The organism is Bacteroidota bacterium, from assembly GCA_039821555.1.
GTDB lineage: Bacteria > Bacteroidota > Rhodothermia > Rhodothermales > Rubricoccaceae > JBCBEX01.
This window is the reverse complement of the sequence record JBCBNX010000017.1, coordinates 21,634-39,485: the sequence shown is the minus strand read 5'-3', so window position 1 is coordinate 39,485 and position 17,852 is coordinate 21,634. Positions and strand designations below refer to the sequence as shown.

The 17,852-nt window shown below is 67.3% G+C and carries 16 protein-coding genes and 1 tRNA gene; 14 read left to right on the top strand and 3 right to left on the bottom strand.

Going from position 1 to position 17,852, the window contains the following annotated elements:
* Positions 1-66: 66 nt before the first annotated feature.
* Positions 67-1,938 (top strand): Xaa-Pro dipeptidyl-peptidase, encoded by a 1,872-nt coding sequence (locus AAFU51_15395; GenBank protein ID MEO1572640.1) that lies wholly within the window; start codon positions 67-69, stop codon positions 1,936-1,938.
* A gap of 6 nt (positions 1,939-1,944) precedes the next feature.
* On the opposite strand, the gene AAFU51_15390 is transcribed toward AAFU51_15395, so the two are convergent.
* Both AAFU51_15390 and AAFU51_15385 read right to left on the bottom strand, forming a co-directional pair.
* Entirely contained in the window at positions 1,945-2,925 is a 981-nt protein-coding gene (locus AAFU51_15390; GenBank protein MEO1572639.1) for a hypothetical protein, read from the bottom strand.
* Positions 2,926-3,110: 185 nt separating this feature from the next.
* Positions 3,111-3,767, bottom strand: coding sequence for a sigma-70 family RNA polymerase sigma factor (locus AAFU51_15385; protein ID MEO1572638.1), 657 nt, complete (start codon positions 3,765-3,767; stop codon positions 3,111-3,113).
* A gap of 261 nt (positions 3,768-4,028) precedes the next feature.
* Between AAFU51_15385 and rplM the strand changes: the two genes are divergently transcribed.
* From rplM to AAFU51_15320, 13 genes are all read left to right on the top strand, one after another.
* Entirely contained in the window at positions 4,029-4,478 is a 450-nt protein-coding gene (gene rplM, locus AAFU51_15380) for a 50S ribosomal protein L13 (GenBank protein ID MEO1572637.1), read from the top strand.
* An 85-nt stretch (positions 4,479-4,563) separates the two neighbouring features.
* The gene (gene rpsI / locus AAFU51_15375) at positions 4,564-4,959 is read left to right on the top strand and encodes a 30S ribosomal protein S9 (GenBank protein ID MEO1572636.1); all 396 of its coding nucleotides are present in this window, start codon (positions 4,564-4,566) and stop codon (positions 4,957-4,959) included.
* Between the two features lie 183 nt (positions 4,960-5,142).
* Positions 5,143-5,913, top strand: coding sequence for a 30S ribosomal protein S2 (gene rpsB, locus AAFU51_15370; GenBank protein MEO1572635.1), 771 nt, complete (start codon positions 5,143-5,145; stop codon positions 5,911-5,913).
* Between the two features lie 183 nt (positions 5,914-6,096).
* Positions 6,097-6,924 carry a translation elongation factor Ts gene (gene tsf, locus AAFU51_15365; protein ID MEO1572634.1) on the top strand — a complete coding sequence of 276 codons (828 nt, stop codon included), beginning with the start codon at positions 6,097-6,099 and terminating at the stop codon, positions 6,922-6,924.
* Between the two features lie 115 nt (positions 6,925-7,039).
* The gene (pyrH, locus tag AAFU51_15360) at positions 7,040-7,804 is read left to right on the top strand and encodes a UMP kinase (protein MEO1572633.1); all 765 of its coding nucleotides are present in this window, start codon (positions 7,040-7,042) and stop codon (positions 7,802-7,804) included.
* 77 nt (positions 7,805-7,881) lie between these two features.
* The gene (frr, locus tag AAFU51_15355; protein MEO1572632.1) at positions 7,882-8,451 is read left to right on the top strand and encodes a ribosome recycling factor; all 570 of its coding nucleotides are present in this window, start codon (positions 7,882-7,884) and stop codon (positions 8,449-8,451) included.
* Positions 8,452-8,531: 80 nt separating this feature from the next.
* Positions 8,532-8,621: transfer RNA gene (locus AAFU51_15350), tRNA-Ser, on the top strand.
* 172 nt (positions 8,622-8,793) lie between these two features.
* The gene (locus AAFU51_15345) at positions 8,794-9,657 is read left to right on the top strand and encodes a YicC/YloC family endoribonuclease (protein ID MEO1572631.1); all 864 of its coding nucleotides are present in this window, start codon (positions 8,794-8,796) and stop codon (positions 9,655-9,657) included.
* Between the two features lie 80 nt (positions 9,658-9,737).
* A complete protein-coding gene (gene gmk, locus AAFU51_15340; protein MEO1572630.1) occupies positions 9,738-10,295 on the top strand; it encodes a guanylate kinase in 558 nt (185 codons plus the stop codon).
* A 29-nt stretch (positions 10,296-10,324) separates the two neighbouring features.
* Positions 10,325-10,624 carry a DNA-directed RNA polymerase subunit omega gene (locus AAFU51_15335; protein MEO1572629.1) on the top strand — a complete coding sequence of 100 codons (300 nt, stop codon included), beginning with the start codon at positions 10,325-10,327 and terminating at the stop codon, positions 10,622-10,624.
* Positions 10,625-10,681: 57 nt separating this feature from the next.
* Positions 10,682-11,920, top strand: a complete 1,239-nt coding sequence (gene coaBC / locus AAFU51_15330) for a bifunctional phosphopantothenoylcysteine decarboxylase/phosphopantothenate--cysteine ligase CoaBC (GenBank protein MEO1572628.1) — start codon at positions 10,682-10,684, stop codon at positions 11,918-11,920.
* 300 nt (positions 11,921-12,220) lie between these two features.
* Entirely contained in the window at positions 12,221-13,870 is a 1,650-nt protein-coding gene (locus tag AAFU51_15325; GenBank protein ID MEO1572627.1) for a PA domain-containing protein, read from the top strand.
* A gap of 203 nt (positions 13,871-14,073) precedes the next feature.
* Positions 14,074-15,834 carry a PA domain-containing protein gene (locus AAFU51_15320; protein MEO1572626.1) on the top strand — a complete coding sequence of 587 codons (1,761 nt, stop codon included), beginning with the start codon at positions 14,074-14,076 and terminating at the stop codon, positions 15,832-15,834.
* Here AAFU51_15320 and AAFU51_15315 read toward each other — a convergent pair.
* Positions 15,831-17,708, bottom strand: coding sequence for a putative nucleotidyltransferase substrate binding domain-containing protein (locus AAFU51_15315; protein MEO1572625.1), 1,878 nt, complete (start codon positions 17,706-17,708; stop codon positions 15,831-15,833). The genes AAFU51_15320 and AAFU51_15315 overlap by 4 nt on opposite strands.
* Positions 17,709-17,852 lie beyond the last annotated feature (144 nt).

Below are 17,852 nucleotides of genomic sequence, written 5' to 3'. Positions count from 1 at the left end.
ACAGCGCGTGGGACGACCGCAGGGTCGTACGTTGGAGGGTCGTCCTCGTCACGTAGCCCTGGTCCCATGCGCTGGTTGCCGTTTGCCATCGCCTTGTTCATTGTTGCCGCTCCTGTTTGGGGGCAAGCCGGTCCTCGCTTCGAGGACGGCCAGGCGCAGATCGTCCCCGACTTCGAAGACGCCGACGCCTGGATCCGCGAGGAGCTCTGGGTCGAGACCGAGTCCGACTCCGATGGCGACGGTACGATGGACCGCGTGCACGTGGCCGTCGTGCGGCCTGCGCAGACCGAGACGGAAGGACTGAAGGTGCCCGTCGTCTACGAGACGAGCCCGTATTTCGCAGGCACAGCAGGCAACGAGCCGGGCCTGTTCTGGAACGTCGAGCACGAGATTGGCGAGGTGCCACCGCCGCGCAACGTCGGACCAGACGTGCCGCTGCGAGCACGGCCTGGCATCGCCGGGAGCCACATCCAGACGTGGGTGCCACGTGGCTTTGCCGTCGTCCACTCGTCGTCGCCAGGCACGGGGCTCTCGCAGGGCTGCCCGACGGTCGGCGGTCCAAACGAGTCGCTCGCACCGAAGGCCGTCGTGGACTGGCTCAACGGGCGCGCGCGGGGCTTCACGCAGCCCGAGGGCGGCGAGGCCGTCACCGCCGAGTGGAGTACGGGCAAGGTGGGCATGACAGGCACGTCGTACAACGGCACGCTCCCGCTCGCGGCAGCCACCACCGGCGTCGAAGGGCTGGAGGCCATCATCCCTGTCGCGCCCAACACGTCGTACTACCACTACTACCGCTCCTACGGCCTCGTCCGGCATCCCGGCGGTTACCTCGGCGAGGACATCGACGTGCTCTACGACTTCATCCACTCGCGCGACTCCGACCGCCGCGCCTACTGCGACGCGACCGTCCGCGACTCCGAGATGGCCGAGGGCATGGACCGCCTCACCGGCGACTACAACGACTTCTGGGCGGGCCGCGACTACCTCAACGTCATCGACGACGTGCAGGCGGCCACGCTCATGGCACACGCCTTCAACGACTGGAACGTGATGCCCGAGCACAGCTACCGCATCACCGAGGCGCTCAAGGCGCGCGGTGTGCCGGTGCAGATCTACTACCACCAGGGCGGCCACGGCGGCCCGCCGCCGCTGGAGCGCATGAACCGCTGGTTCACCCGCTACCTCTACGGCGTCGAGAACGGCGTGGAGGACGACCCCAAAGCCTGGATCGTGCGCGAGGACGACGACCGCCAGGAGCCGACGCCCTACGCCGACTACCCGAACCCGGACGCAGCGCCCGTCACGCTCTACCCTGTCGCTGCTGAGACGATGGCCGACGGCTCTGCTGATGATTCGGGAGCGACGCTGCACGGCGTCGGTACGCTGTCCCTCACGGATGCGCCCGATCAGGGCGTCGCGACGGTGACCGACAACGTCTCGTTCGGCGGGCGGGCGCTCTCGGCAGCCGAGTGGACCGAGCACCGGCTGCTCTTCGTCACACCGGAGTTGGCCGCGCCGTTGCACCTCTCGGGCGTCCCGCGCATCCAGCTCCGCGTGGCGTCCGACGAGCCCGCCGTCAACCTCTCCGTGTGGCTCGTATCGCTCCCGTGGACCGATGGGCGGCGTGCCCGCGGCGGCATCGTCACGCGCGGTTGGGCCGATCCGCAGAACTTCATCGCGTCTGCGGAGGGCGTGCTCACCGAGAGTGAACCGCTCACGCCGGGCGACTTTGTGGAGGTGACCTACGAGCTCCAGCCCGACGACCAGATCATCGCCGAAGGCCAGCGCCTCGGCCTGCTCGTCTTCGCCAGCGACCGCGACTACACGCTCTGGCCCGACCCCGGCACGAAGCTGATGGTCGACCTCGACGCGACGGCGCTTGACCTGCCGGTCGTCGGCGGCGCGGCCGCACTCAATGCGGCGTTCGACGGCGAGTAGGGCGTCCTACCCTGCGCAGAACTCGTCCAGGAGCGCCTGGGCATCAGCGCTGCGAGGACCCTGCTCTCGGACGACCCGCTCGAAGGCTACGCAAGCTTCGGGGCGACGGTCCTGGTAGAGGCGAATCGCACCAACAGCGAATTCGGCGTCGAGGGCGAGGTCGGGGGCGACGAGGTCCTGGGCGGTGACGTCCCGGAGGAGCACGGCGGCGCGATCCAGGCCAGCGCTGTCGTACCCGTCGAACAGACCAAGCACACCGGGCGCGTAGGCGGCGTCTACCTCGGCGAGGGCGTCGGCATACGCATCGCGGACGACTTCATACGAGAGCGTAGCGGCAGTCGTGTCGCTGGGAGAGGCACCGCGCACCGGCGCACGCAAAATTGGGAGGGCCGCCGTCACACTCTCCAGGTCGGCGCGCTGCTGATAGGCCGGCTGTAGCAGGGGCTCGGCAGCGAACAGCCCGATGCCCGCCACTGCAACGAGCACCACCGCTGCGACGGCCCATCGCGGGAAAGCGACACGGCGGAGCGGACGTGCCTGGCGCGCTGCGGGGCGGTCGATCGCGCGGGCCGGTGGATCTGGACGCGGTACAGCCGTGAGCGCCGGGGCATCGAGGCGGTGCCCCGTCAGCCGCTCGAACTGCGCGAGCGGTGACTCGCTTGCTTCGTGCAGAGCCTTGAGGCGGGCTTGCATGCGCTCGTAGGTCGCGCGCAGCGTGGGGTCAGCCTTCAGGGCCGCTTCAACGCGGGTTTGTTGCGCCTGGGTCTCCTCGGTCTGCGCTCCGAAGTGACGCGCTACAAGCGTCTCGGCGAGGTCTTCGTCGGTGAGGGTGGCGCGGGCACGGAGCCGCTCCGCAAGGGCGTGCAGGCGTTTCGCGTCGTCCAGGAGCAGGCGGAGGGTAGGGTTGGCAGCCACATACGCCTCCACCTCGGCCTGCTCGGTAGGCGAGAGACTGGCGTAGAGCGTAATTTTTTCTTCAGGCGTCATCAGTCCAGGAGGTGACCGCCGCGGGAGCGCGACAGCCAACGGCAACTGCTATGCATTGCGCCAAAACGGAGCGTCGGGGCGCATGAGGACGAGGTGGAGAGCGCGGTGGAGTCCGAGACTGAGCGGATTCAGCCTGGTAGACCCCTGTGCAGGCGGCGCATAACCTCGACGGTAAAAAAAGTCGATCACCATTCGTCCCACAGGGCCCGCACGGCGACGTCCTCGCGCAGCCGTGAGATTGCTTTGTTCACGTAGGTCCGGACGCTTGCCAGGGGCCTCCCGGTTGCTTCGGCAATCGCATCGTAGGCCTCGCGCTGAAGCAGTCTGCGCCGTGCAACCTCTTGCAGCGACGGCGGCAACCGGCCGATGGCACCATTCAGGGTATGGCGGATTACTGCGCGGTCGAGGTGCTCGGCGGCCTCCGGTTGGCTCGGCTCCAGGTGGGCGTCCTCGTCCAGGGCCGTGGTTCGACGGCTGCTACCGCGGAGGAAGTTGAGGAAGGTGTTGCGGCAGATCTTGCTCACCCACGCGGCGAAGCGGGCCGGGTCCTGCACGCGGCCGTAGTTCTGCCGGGCACGCATGAACGCCTTTTCGACGAGCGCGTCGATGTCGGTGATGCCCATCGATTCCTCGCGGAGGAACTTCGTGTGGTAGTAGCGCAGCACGTAGGCATAGGTCCAGAGATCGACCGTCTTGGCCGCGGGCGTCTGCGCAGCACCGGTGCCGGCAGACGCCGCGCGCATGGCGGCGAAGGCGGCGTTGGCCTCGTCGTAGGCGTCGAGAAGAAAGGGGAGCTGGGCGCACAACGCGTCGAGCGCGCGCCGGTGGGCCTGGGAGGACATACGGCCACAAGTGAGGTGGGAGCGGCAAGATACCGCGCCGTACGGTTTTTCCCGAACGACCGCTGCCGCGGTCTCCCATCGCCAATGCGCCTACTCTTCACGGACCCTGCCCAGGCCGTGCGTCTATATTTGAAGGCTCTGCGTGTCGCATAGAGGTCGGCTATCCCGTGCAGGTTGTCCCTCGCCACGCGCCCCCAGGCGCATCCGTCGCGCCGTCCCCCGACTCCGAACGTCCAGACCCGGACCTCCAGACTCAGACCCATGGACCACAATTCGTTCAAGACCTTCAGCGCCAAGCCCGCCGAGGTGGAGCGCCGCTGGCTCGTCATCGACGGCGAGAACCAGGTGGTCGGGCGCCTCGCCGCGCAGGTGGCCACGCTGCTGCGCGGGAAGCACAAGCCGACCTACACCCCCCACGTCGACACCGGCGACTTCGTCGTGATCGTGAACGCCGACAAGGTGCGCTTCACGGGCAAGAAAGAAACCGCCAAGCAGTACTTCCGCCACTCGGGCTATCCCGGCGGCGCGACCTACACGACGCCGAAGGAGTACCGCCAGAAGAAGCCGACCTTCATCGTCGAGAACGCCGTGCGCGGCATGCTGCCCAAGACCAAGCTCGGTCGGCAGATGATCAAGAAGCTCAAGGTCTACGCTGGCCCCGAGCACCCGCACGACGCCCAGCAGCCCGAATCGTTCGACCTCAACCAGTAGCAAGTGCCAAGTAGCAGGTGCCACGAGACGATGTCCGGCTGCTTGCTCCCTTGCCACTTGAGACTTGTCCCTTGACACTCTTCTCATGGCAGTTTCCACCCAGTACCAGGCCATCGGCCGCCGCAAGACCTCGACGGCGCGCGTCTACCTGCGCCCAGGCACCGGCACCGTGACGGTCAACCACCGTCCGCTAGAGCAATACCTCCCCACCGAGATCCGCCGCAAGGCCCTCCTCGCCCCGCTCGACGCGACGGGCACCCTGGGCCAGTTCGACGTGCTGATCAACGTGAAGGGCGGCGGCCTCTCCGGCCAGGCCGAAGCGTCGCAGCTCGGCATCGCGCGCGCACTCGTGCGGTTCAACGAAGAGCTGCGCAGCCCGCTCCGCCAAGGCGGCTACCTCACGCGTGACCCCCGCATGGTCGAGCGCAAGAAGCCCGGCCAGCCGAAGGCCCGCAAGCAGTTCCAGTTCTCGAAGCGCTAAACGCTTCAGTGGCGAGAGCCAAGTGTCACGCAGCAAGAGTTGCCTCTTGTCACGTGCTTCTTGGCACCTGTCACTCTCCTCATCCCTCACTCCGCTCGATGCCGCAGCGGGTGTCCGGGCCGAGCGTCGGTCCGGATCGCAGGCGGCGCGTGACAGCGGGGGTGGCCCAACCCGACACGACCCATGGCACGAGTATCCCTCGAAGACCTGCTGCGCGCAGGCTCCCACTTTGGTCACCTGACCAGCCGGTGGAATCCGAAGATGAAGTCCTACATCTTCATGGAGCGCAACGGCATTCACATCATCGACCTCAAGCAGACGCAGGCGATGCTGGACGAGGCTGCCAACGCGGCCGCCCGCTTCGCCGGGCGCGGCAAAGACATCCTCTTCGTCGGCACCAAGAAGCAGGCGCAGGAGATCATCAAGACCGAGGCGGAGCGCTGCGGCATGCCCTTCGTGGCGGATCGCTGGCTCGGCGGCATGATGACCAACTTCCAGACGATGCGAAAGTCGATCCGCCGGATGGAGACGCTTCAGCGCCAGGAGCAGGACGGCACCTTCCAGCAGCTCAAGAAGAAGGAGCGGCTCATGCGCCGCCGCGAGACCGAGAAGCTCGACCGTGTGCTCGGTGGCATCGCCCAGATGGGCCGCCTGCCCGGCGCCATCTTCATCGTCGACATCCGCCGCGAGCACATCGCCGTGGATGAGGCCCGCAAGCTCGGCATCCCCGTCATCGCGATGGTGGACACGAACGTCGATCCTGACCTCGTGGACTTCCCGGTCCCGGCCAACGACGATGCGATGAAGTCCATCCAGCTCGCCACGCGCACCATCGCGGACGCCGTGATGGAAGGCCGCAAGGCGAGCGAGCTGAAGCGGGCCGAGGAGTCCGCCGAAGCCCAGAAGCGCGCCCAAGACGCCGCTGAGCAGGAGGAAGCCACCGCCGACGCCTAGGCCCACTCTCCCAGCATACTCCCGGGGGCGGTCCGCGATGCGAGCCGCCCCCTTCGTCTGCCTACAACCTGCGGCAGGAAGCCCTTTCACACGTTCTCCCCGCCGCGCGCCAAAACCCGCCGACGGGCGGTGCGTACCCCAACCGCTATACCCGCCCCACATTTAAACCGACGTACGATACTCATGAGCATCAAAGCTGCTGACGTAAAACGACTCCGCGACGCCACCGGCGTTGGCATGATGGACTGCAAGAAGGCCCTCGTGGAGGCCGACGGCGACTTCGAGAAGGCCGTGGAGATTCTCCGCAAGAAGGGCCAGAAGGTCGCCGCCAAGCGCGCCGACCGCGACGCCACCGAGGGCGTCATCGCCACGGCCCTCGCCGACGACCGCACCACCGGCGTGATCGTGGAGGTCAACTCCGAGACCGACTTCGTGGCCCGCAACGAGGAGTTCGTCGCGTTTGCCGACCGCATCGCGGTGCTGGCCCTCGCCGAGCGTCCCGCTGACCTCGCCGCCCTCCGCGCGCTCGACCTCGACGGCCAGACCGTGGAGGCCGCGCAGACCGAGATGACCGGCAAGATCGGCGAGAAGATCGAGGTCAGCCGCTACGCGCTGATGAGCGCCGACAACGGCGAAGTCGTCGCCTACGTCCACCCCGGCGCCAAGCTCGGCGTGCTCGTGCAGATGACCGGCTCGAACGGCGTGCAGGACACCGGCCGCGACGTCGCGATGCAGGTCGCCGCGATGAACCCGATCGCTGCCACCCGCGACGACGTGCCCGAGGAGGTCAAGCAGAAGGAGCTCGAGATCGGCCGCGAGCTGGCGATCAACGAAGGCAAGCCCGAGCAGATCGTCGACCGCATCGCGACGGGCAAGCTGGAACGCTACTTCAAGGACAACGTGCTCGTCGAGCAGCCCTTCGTCAAGGACTCGTCCATGACCGTCAAGGACATGCTCAAGAAGAGCGAGGCCGGTGTGATCGGCTACGTCCGCTTCGCGCTCGGCGCGTAACGCGAATCCCCCCGCAAGGAGGCGCTTCGGCTGACAAGCTGAGGCGCCTTCTTGCTAGACAGGGGGCCCCTCCACCGTACCTTCCCTCCGCCCTTCTCCTCGTCCGCCCCGCACCATGTCTGACGCCCCTGCCCTCCGCTATCGCCGCGTGCTCCTCAAGTTCAGCGGCGAGGCGCTCCTCGGCGACAAGGCCTTCGGCATCGACCCCGACGTGCTCGACCACTATGCCGCCGAGGTCAAGCAGGCGGTCCACGTGGGGGCTGAGATCGCCATCGTGATCGGCGGTGGCAACATCTTCCGGGGCGTCTCGCCCGCCGGGCGTCACATGGCCAGCCGCGCCCACGCCGACTACATGGGCATGCTCGCGACGATGATCAACGCGATGGCGCTCCAGGACGCGCTGGAGCAGCAGGACCTCGACACGCGCCTGATGTCGGCCATTGAGATGGACACCATCGCCGAGCCGTTCATCCGCCGCCGCGCCGTACGCCACCTCGAAAAGGGCCGCGTGGTCATCTTCGGCGCGGGCACCGGGCACCCCTACTTCTCGACGGACACCGCCGCGAGCCTCCGCGCTGCCGAGGTGGACGCCGAGGTGATCCTCAAAGCCACGAAGGTCGACGGCGTCTACACGGCTGACCCCGAGAAGGACGCCGACGCGCGCCGCTTCGCCACGATCGGGGGCGACGAGGTGCTTCGCCGCAACCTCCGCGTGATGGACATGACCGCGATCACGATGGCGAAGGAGTCGAGCCTCCCGCTGATGGTCTTCGACGGCACCAAGCCCGGCAACCTGCTCCGCACGCTCCGGGGCGAGCCCGTCGGCACGCTCGTCCACTGGACCGCCGACGAGCCAACGTTTGCGAGTACGGCCGTGTAGCGGTGCACTTCGACAAAGCAGCGCGCCACGCCGTTCATACTTTCAGACGTTCTTACCTTCACACCTCTCCCCTTGTCATGATCGACGAACACTTCCAACTCATCCTCGAAGAGGCACGCGATGGGATGCAGAAGTCCATCGAGCACCTCGCGCACGAGCTCGGGCACATCCGCGCGGGCCGCGCCAACCCCGCGATGGTCGAGGACGTGCGTGTGGACGCCTACGGCTCGCAGATGCCGCTCAACCAGGTCGCCACGATCAACGCGCCGCAGTCGGACCTGATCGTGATCCAGCCGTGGGACAAGTCGATGCTCGGCCCTATCGAGCGGGGGATCATGCAGGCCAACCTCGGCCTCAACCCGACCAACGACGGCGTGCTGATCCGCATCGCGATCCCGCCGCTCACGGAGGAGCGTCGCCGCGACCTCACCAAGCAGGCCCGCTCGAAGGCGGAGGACGCCAAGATCGCCGTGCGCAACGTGCGGCGCGGCGCGAAGGACCAGATCGGCAAGACGTTCAAGGCCGAGAGCCTGTCCGAAGACATGCGCTACGAAGCCGAGGACCGGCTTCAGAAAGCCACCGACGAGTACGTCGGCAAGATCGACGCGATGGCCGACAAAAAGGAAGTCGACATCATGACGGTGTAGCGAAGCGCCAGCCCGCTTTTTGAAGGATCTACACTAGGAATCGCAGCGGGGCGCGCTCATATTTCAGACTCCCCGCTCCCGGAGAGGTGCCCGAGTGGTTGAAGGGGCTCGCCTGGAAAGCGAGTGTGCCGGTTATCCCGGTACCGAGGGTTCGAATCCCTCTCTCTCCGCTTTTTTCTGAGGTCTGTGTCGAGCCTCGTTCCAGCGTCCTTGCGGGCTGGTTGCGCCTCCCTCGACCCGGCTTCGGTTCAACCAGAGTACAAGGCTGGTGCCCTCCGGTGCCAGCCTTTTTCTGTAGCGGCTTCCCCCCACCCACCCGCTTGCCCCCCGATGCTTGAGAGCATGACCGGCTTCGGCCGCGGCACCGCCCGCGTCGAGCAGACCGAAGTGACCGTCGAACTACGCTCCGTGAACGGGCGCTTCTGCGAAGTGACGGTGCGCGGCCCGCGGGCGCTCGGGGCCTACGAGGACCAGATCCGCAACGGCCTCCGCGACCGTCTCCAGCGCGGCAAGGTCACCGCCTCGATCACGCTCCAGCAGGCGACCACCGAGGCTCCCCTCAAGGTCAACGTGGCCGCAGCCCAGGGCTACGCCGCGCTCCTGCGCGACCTCCACCAAGCAACAGGGCTCGATGCGCCGATCACACTCGACCAGTTGCTCCGCTTCAACGACGTCCTCGTCCCCGACGAGAGCGACGCGGCCGACGAGACAGCCTGGGCTGCCACACAGCAGGCGCTCGAAGACGCAGCCGCTGCCCTCGAAGCGATGCGCCGCCGGGAAGGCGAAGCGCTCCGCGTCGACCTCGCTGCCCGCGCCGATGTAATCGAAGCCGAGTTGCAGGCTGTGGAGGTGCGCGCGCCCCAGCGCGTCGGGGAGCACCAGGCCACGCTGCGCACGCGCCTCGCTGAACTGCTCGCCGACGACCGCCTCAACCCAGACCGCCTGGAGACTGAGATCGCCATCCTCGCCGACAAGCTCGACGTGACCGAGGAGTGCGTCCGGCTGCACTCGCACCTGGCCGGCTTCCGCGCCGCGCTCGCCTCCGACGAGGCCGTCGGGCGACGACTCAACTTCCTCGCGCAGGAGTTCAACCGCGAGATCAACACCATCGCCTCGAAGGCCAACGACGCCGAGATGGCGGCGCGCGCCGTGACCATGAAGGAGGAGCTGGAGAAGATTCGAGAACAAGTCCAAAACGTCGTATAGAGCCAAAACGTAGCGTAAAGCCGCGCTGTGCCACGCGTAGACTGCACGCCTCCCCTACGTTCTCGCTGCGACCTTCACGCATGAAGCTGATCGTCCTCACGGCCCCGAGCGGCTCGGGCAAGACCACCATCGCCCGCCGGGTGCTGGCGGCCTACCCGCAGCTCTCGTTCTCGGTCTCCGCCACTACGCGCCCCCCGCGCCCCGGCGAAATCGACGGCGTGGACTACGTCTTCCTCACCGAGCACGCGTTCCGGGCTCGCATCAAGACCGGCGCCTTCCTCGAACACGAGGAGGTCTACCCGGGGCGCTTCTACGGCACGCTGCGCGCCGAGGTCGAGCGTCGGGCATCGGAGGGCGGCGTGCTGCTCGACATCGACGTCAAGGGGGCGCTCAACGTGAAGCGGCTCTACGACGCGCAGGCACTCACGCTCTTCGTACGCCCGCCGTCGCTGCAGGTGCTCGCCGAGCGCCTCAGCCGCCGCGCCACGGAGACACCCGAAACGCTCCGCGTCCGCCTCGAACGCGCCGAGCTCGAACTTGGCTACGCCGATAGCTTCGACCACATCGTCATCAACGACGACCTCGACGCTGCCGTCACGGAAACCCTCGGCCTGGTAGGCACGTTTCTGGGCGGCTGAACCTGCTGCATTTCAACGCAACTCCGACTATGTCGCTCAAGACCCTCGACACGACCGAACTCGCCACCAAGACAGGCAATCTCTACGAGTCCGTGGTCGTCCTCGCCAAGCGCGCCCGCCAGATCGACGCCCGCGTGAAGCAGGAGCTCGACGCCAAGCTCGCCTACTACGACGATCTCAGCCTCGACGCCGTGGACGAACTCCGCAGCAACGAGGACCAGGCACGTATCTCCGTCGAGTACGAGAAGAAGGCAAAGGCCAGCCTCCTCGCCGCTGACGAGATGCTCGACGAGGAGATCTACTTCCGCAACCCGAACATCGAGGAGTAGTCCTCGGTCACGCGTTCCGGGTCATCGATAGGGTGCTGAAGCCGCGACAGGGGATCCATGACCGAAGGCCAGAGCCTGAAGGGTAAGCGCCTCCTCCTCGGTGTTACGGGGAGCATCGCGGCCTACAAGGCGGCGGAGCTCGTCCGCGCCCTCAAGAAGGCCGGAGCCGAGGTGCAGGTGCTCATGACGCGCGACGCGGCGCGGTTCATCACACCGCTCACGCTGGGCACCCTCTCCGAGCGCGAGGTGCTCGTCGAGATCTTCCCCGAGAACGCCACCGGGTCGTGGACCAAGCACGTCCACCTCGGACTGTGGGCCGACCTCTTCGTCGTCGCGCCCGCCACGGCCACGACGCTCTCCAAGCTCGCGCACGGCGTATGCGACTCGATGCTCACGGCGACGGCGCTCTCGGCGCGATGCCCGCTGCTCGTCTGCCCGGCGATGGACCACGACATGTGGCTGCACCCGGCCACGCAGCGCAACCTGGGCCTCCTACGCGAGGACGGCGTACACATCCTTGACCCGGAGCACGGCGAACTCGCCAGCGGCCTCATCGGGCAGGGCCGCCTCCCCGAGCCGAACGCTATCGCCGCGCACGTGGCGGCGCTGCTGGGCGAGCTCGAAGACGAGGCAATCCCGCAGACGCTCGCGGGCCAGACCGTGCTCGTGACGGCGGGGCCGACGCGTGAGCCGCTCGACCCGGTGCGCTTTCTCTCGAATCCGTCCACGGGCACGATGGGCTATGCGCTCGCCGCCGCCGCTGCGGAGCGCGGTGCCGATGTCACGCTTGTGAGCGGTCCGACCACGCTCGCCACGCCGCCCGATGTGACCCGCATCGATGTCACGACCGCCGACGAGATGTACGCTGCCGCGATGCAACATAGCGGGGCCGACCTCGTCGTTGCGGCGGCGGCTGTGGCTGACTACGCCCCCACCGAACCGAGCGCGCATAAGCGCAAGAAGGAAGCGGAGACCACCAACGAAGCCGGGGAGGTTGTGCTGCGACTGCGGCGGACGCCCGACATCCTGGCGGCCATCGGAGCGCAGAAGCGACGCGGCCAACTCCTGGTGGGGTTTGCCTTGGAAACCCAGGACGGCTTTGACCACGCCCGCGGCAAGCTCGAGCGCAAGCACCTGGACTGGATCGTGCTCAACTACGCCAACGAGGAGGGCGCAGGCTTTGGAACCGGTACCAACCGCGTCACGCTCCTGGGGCGCAACGGGGCGCAGCAGGCTCTTCCTAAAGCAAGCAAAGCCAGCATAGCCGGGGCTATTTTAGACGCCCTCGGCATGTAGAAGAGACTATCTTTCTCCCAGGAAAAACAGGACCCTGGGCCCTACAAGAGCCTCACGTGCGTGCGGCTCACCCTAGAGATGGAGGCGAGAACCTGGGAGATACCTTGTAAAAGCCAGGGGGGCGTGCTAGATTTCGCCCGCTTGTTCGCGTACGTTTACCACTGCGCTACACCAAGCCACATCCCCACCCGCCACTTCCACGAGCCGCCTCCAGCCAGCCAGCTTAGGTCTGCGCTCTCTTCTGCGCGCTCCCGTGTGGTCCGGGGAACCCTGTCTTTCACACACCAACCGGACTTTCTCATGAAGTCTATTCGCTACATTCTGCTGGCTATGCTGCTCGTCCCGGGCGCTGCGCTGGCGCAGGTGGTCGGCGAGACCAACGCGATCCTCACGATCGCGGGCAACGAGTATGCCGTCGCTGCAACCCAGAACTACGGCGTCCAGTTCGAGAACGGCGCCACCTTCGGCCCCAACCTCCTCGTCCAGTCCGTCGGCCCTGCCGGAGACGGCACGACTATCGACGGCTGCCAGCCCTTCGACAACGCTGCCGACATCGCCGGCAACATCGCCCTCATCAGCCGTGGTGCCTGCGCCTTCGTGACGAAGGCCGAGAACGCCGCCGCTGCTGGTGCCGTTGCCTACATCGTCTACATGGACGAGCGCGAAGGCCAGGAGGGCGAGACCCTCGTCAACATGGGCGGCGACTGCGACGAGAGCGTCTGCTCGGTCCCGGGCGTGTTCCTGTCGCGCCGCGACTACAAGTCGATCCTGCCGGACGTGAAGTTCGAGGAGGAAGCCTCGATCGCGGTCGAGTTCCCGGACGAGCCCAGCGTGGGTGAAGTGGCCCTTACCACCTGGAACGTGCCGGTCTACGACGACGGCTTCTTCGGCGCCACGGCGGCGTTCAGCCAGACGTCGGCGGGCGAGCTCCCGCTCACGTTCGGCGCCTTCAACCCGCTGTTTGTCGGCACGGCCCTCGTGGGTATCGACGGCAACGTGGTCGGCAGCCCGTACGGTGGTACGCCGGAGTACATCCGCAACGGCACGGTGCTCACGGGTACGGTCAGCGAAGGTCGCGACCCGGCGGCGCAGGCATCGTTCGCGAACGCGGACGCAGGCGTCACCGTGACCAACCTCACCTTTGGTACGCCTGAAGGTGCTGATGGCCCCCTCTCCACGCACATCATCATGCAGCTCTCCGTGGCCAGCACGACCGGCGCTGACATCGAGAATGCCTACTTCGGCATCTTCGCCGACTGGGATATCGTGGACGACGGTGACGACGCCTCCACCAACGACTCCGGTGGTTGGAACGGGCTCTACAACCTCGCCTACGTCTTCGACGCCGACATGGCGCAGTACTACGGCGTGATGGCCGTCGTTGACGAGACCGCCTTCCCGGGCTCGACCCTCGGTGGCTACACCACCGATTCGGGTGGCGCGGACGAGGACATGTTCACGGCGCTGACAAGCCCGGTCGCTCCCGCCGAGGGTGAGGCGGAGCGTGCTGTGGTCGTGGGCCAGGGGCCGTACACGCTCCCGGCCAGCGGTGACCCCGTCACGCAGGTCTTCGCTCTCGTGGCGGGCACCAGCGAGGAGAGCCTGTTGGCCAACGCGCAGGGCGTTTGTGACCGCTACGGCATCATGACCTGCGGCATGGTCGCGGAGGAGCAGGAGACGCTCGTGGGCACCTACCGCCTCGAGTCGGCCTTCCCGAACCCGTTCGCAGCCACGACGCAGATCGGCTTCACGATCCCGCAGACCGAGGAAGTCAGCATCGCTGTCTACGACATGCTCGGCCGTGAGGTCGCTACGCTGGCCAAGGCCGCCTACCCGGCCGGCAGCCACCAGGTCACCTTCGATGCCGCCAACCTCCCGAGCGGCGTCTACGTCTACCGCATGACCGCGGGCGAGACGACCCTGACCGAGCGCGTGACCATCGTGCGCTAAGCGTTTCGACGCAACCTGGACTGACGTCAGGGGACCCCTGACGCGCTGATCCGAGGGGCCTCGCTGGAGTGATCCGGCGAGGCCCCTTTTCGTTGCCCCTTTTCGTTGCGGAGTCTTCGGGCTCCCGACCGCCCCGCTTTGATTTCCCGGACCGTGTAGCTATCGTGTCTAACCTAGTGTCCCTTGTCTAGCTACCCGCTTCCATGCGCGCCCTCCGCTACACGCTGCTCTTTGCTCTGCTCGTCCCGGGCGCTGCGCTGGCGCAGGTGGTCGGCGAGACCAACGCGATCCTCACGATCGCGGGCAACGAGTACGCCGTCGCCGCCACCCAGAACTACGGCGTCCAGTTCGAGAACGGCACCACCTTCGGCCCCTTCCAGGTCGTCCAGGCCCTTGACGCCACTGAGCCCAACCTGCCGGGTAACACCATCGACGGCTGCTCACCCTTCGACAACGCTGCCGACATCGCCGGCAACATCGCCCTGATCAGCCGTGGTGCCTGCGCCTTCGTGACGAAGGCCGAGAACGCCGCCGCTGCCGGTGCCGTCGCCTACATCGTATACGGCGACGAGCGCGTGAACGGTGATCCGCTCATCAACATGGGCGGCGACTGCGACGAGAGCGTCTGCTCGGTCCCGGGCGTGTTCCTGTCGCGCCGCGACTACAAGGCTATCCTGCCGGACGTGAAGCTCGGGGAGGAGGCGACCATCACGATTGAATTCTCCGACCTGCCTAGCGTCGGCGAGGTAGCGACGGGCGTGGTGAACCTGCCGATCTACGACAACGGCTTTTTCGGCGCGGTGCCCGAGAACAACTACGCGCCCGTTGCTAGCGAGCTTCCGTTCACGTTCAACGGCTTTACCCCGCTTCGCATCGGCTCCGTGCTCGTGAGTACCGACGGAACCGTGGCGGGAAGCCCTTACGCTGAGGCCTCGGAGTACGTGCGTACTAGCACCGTGTTGACGGGGACCTTGAACGAAGGTCGTGACCCCGCGACACAGGCATCGTTTCGTTCGGAGGAACTGGGCGTGAAGGTAGTGAACCTCACCTTCGGTACCCCTGTAGATGCAGGCCCTCCCGCATGCACACACATCATCATGCAGCTCTCCGTGTCCAGCACGACCGGCGCTGACATCAACGACGCGTACTTCGGCATCTTCGCCGACTGGGACGTGGTGGACGACGGTGACGACGCCTCCACCAACGACTCCGGTGGTTGGAGCGGGCTCTACAACCTGGCTTACGTCTTCGACGCTGACATGGCCCAGTACTACGGCGTCATGGCCGTTGTTGAGGAGAATGCCTTCCCGGGCTCGGTTCTCGGCGGCTACACTACCGATTCGGGTGGCACGGACGAGGACCTGTTCACGGCCCTATCGTCGAACGTAACGCCTGCCGACGGTGAGCTTGAGCGCGCTGTGGTCGTAGGCCAGGGGCCGTTCACGCTCCCGGCCAGCGGCGACCCCGTCACGCAGGTCTTCGCCCTCGTGGCGGGCACCAGCGAGGCTAGCCTGCTCGACAACGCGCAGGGCGTCTACAGTAGATATTTTCCCTGCCTCACGAATGCGGCAGGCTGTCCGCTCGAATCAGGCAGGATTGCACCGTCCACTGCGCTGCAGCCCGATGGGTTGCTATCTGCCACGGCGCAAGGCCCCTCTGAGTGCGGACGTACCAGCGACACACAGGACCTCCCTACTCTGGGCACCTACCGCCTCGCCTCGGTCTATCCCAACCCGGTCTCCACCACGGCCCAGGTCGACTTCTCGCTGCCAACCGCCGAAGAGGCCCGCGTGGAGGTCTACGACCTGCTCGGACGCCGCGTGGCCGTCGTGGCTGAGGGCGTCCGCCCCGCCGGCACGCACACGGTCACGCTCGACGCGACCGGCCTGCCGAGTGGCGTCTACGTGGTGCGGCTCTCCACGCCCAGCGTCGCCCTCACCGAGCGCGTCACGGTGGTGCGCTAGCTGATCATCGCCGTGTTGTAGCGGGAGGCCAGGCTCTCCTGCGCGGTGACGACCACCTTGAACGCGTCGCGCAGGTGCGTGCGCTCCAGGCGCGAGAGTTCGCGCGGCGCGATGCGGTTGTCCGGCGTCTCAGCCACACGAAGCTGGCGGCCCTGGTGCCGCAGCCGCGTCATCGCCACGTACTCGAAGGCGTCGTCCTGGCTCGTGGCGTCTTTCGGGTTGACCGCACCCGCCTCGGCGATGGCGGCAAATCGGTCGTGCGTGTTCACGGCCATCACCCCAGACGCAAGCGCGTATACCCGCGCGATGTCAACCAGCGGCGCGAGGCCGCGCGTCTTGATGTCGAACGTGTCTTTGTGTTCCCCAGAGCGGTCCACGACGAAGGTGCGAAAGAAGCCAAGCGGCGGCTCGAACTGGAGCGCGTCGACGGCGAGGGTGGCGAGGAAGATCTGGTTGCTGCGAGCCGACTCGCGGATGTGGGCGCGGAGGGCACGCGTAAGGGCTTCGTCGCCGTAGCCGTGGCGGAGGTCGAAGAAGATCGTGGTGTGCATGACCGCCTTCGGGTCGGGCCGCTCGATCCACGTGGTGAAGGTGCGCTTCCACGCGGCGAGCGGCTGCCGCCAGCGCGGGTTCGTCGCCATCACGTCGCCGGGGCAGTAGACGAAGCCCGCGCCGTGGAGCCCGCCGGAGACGTACTGCGCCAGCGCGGCGAAGTAGGCGTCGTGCGCGCCGGGGTCGAAGTCGTCGTGGAGGAGGAGCGCGTTGTCCTGGTCGGAGTGGGCGTTCATCTCCTGGCGCGCCTGCGAGCCGAGGGCGAGCCAGGCGTAGGGCACCGGCGGCGGGCCGAGCTTCGCCTCGGCGAGCGTCAGCAGCCGCTCCGTGAGCGCGTCGGCCACGGCTGTGGCCACCGTCCCGATGTCGCGCGGCTTGGCGTCGGCCTCGATGAGGCGCAGTAGCAGGTCGGGGAGCCGCTCGGCCACCCGGGCAAGGCCCTCGGGCGTGGTCTGTTTGGCGATGTCGCCCACGATGAAGACAGGCGACGACGCCTGCAGGCGCATCAGGTCGGTGACGGTGACGATCCCCGCGAGCGCACCGCTGTCCAGGACGGGCAGGTGGTGGATGTTGCGCGCGGTCATGCGTAGCAGTGCCTCGAAGGCGAGCGCGTCCGCGCCGATGACGGCCGGGTTGGGCGTCATCACACTGCGCACGGGGCCGTCGGGGTCGCGGCCCTCGGCAAGCACGCGCGTGCGGAGGTCGCGGTCGGTGAGGATGCCGAAGAGTCGCCCTGGCCCGCCCGGTTCCTCCGCGGCCTTCTCAACGACGAGGAGCGACGAGACGTGCGCCTCGGCCATCGTCTGCGCGGCGGTGCGGATCGAGGCGTCGAGCGGGATCGTGACGGGCGCGCGCTTGAGCAGGCTGCGAACCGGCGTGACGAGTTCGGCGGCCTGCGTGCGGCGGTCGAGGGCGGCCCGGAGGCGGTGCGCCTGCGCCTCGTCGAAAAACTCGGCGAAGTCGGCGTGCCGTGCGCGCAGCGCGCGAAAAGTCTCCACCGGCAGTTGGTAGAGCAGCGTGTCCTCGATGGCCGTGGCGTGCGCGCTGGCAATGCCATCGCCGAGGAGCGAGGGGTAACCGAAGCTGTCGCCCTCGCCGTACCGGGCCACCAGCCCCCCTTGCGGCCCCGTCACCTCGACGGCGCCCTTGCGCACGACGTGCAGGTGTGCGTTGGGCTGACCGAGCGCCAGAATCGGCTGCTGACGACGGACATAGCGCACGTCGAGCGACCGGATAGCCCGCTGTAGGTCGGCCTCGGGCAACGCGTCGAAGGGGGCGTGGGCCGCGAGGAAGTCGCGGAGTTGAGCAAGCTCAGGCGTCATCGGCAAGGCCGCGGAAGTCGAAGAAGCAAAGCAACGAGTCGGGCGCAAAGTAGCCGCTTCACACGCTCGGTGACGGCCCTTGGACAGTCTCGCGCCTTTTCCCTACAGCGCCGCCGCGCTCGTCCCCGACAAGGTCCGTACGCC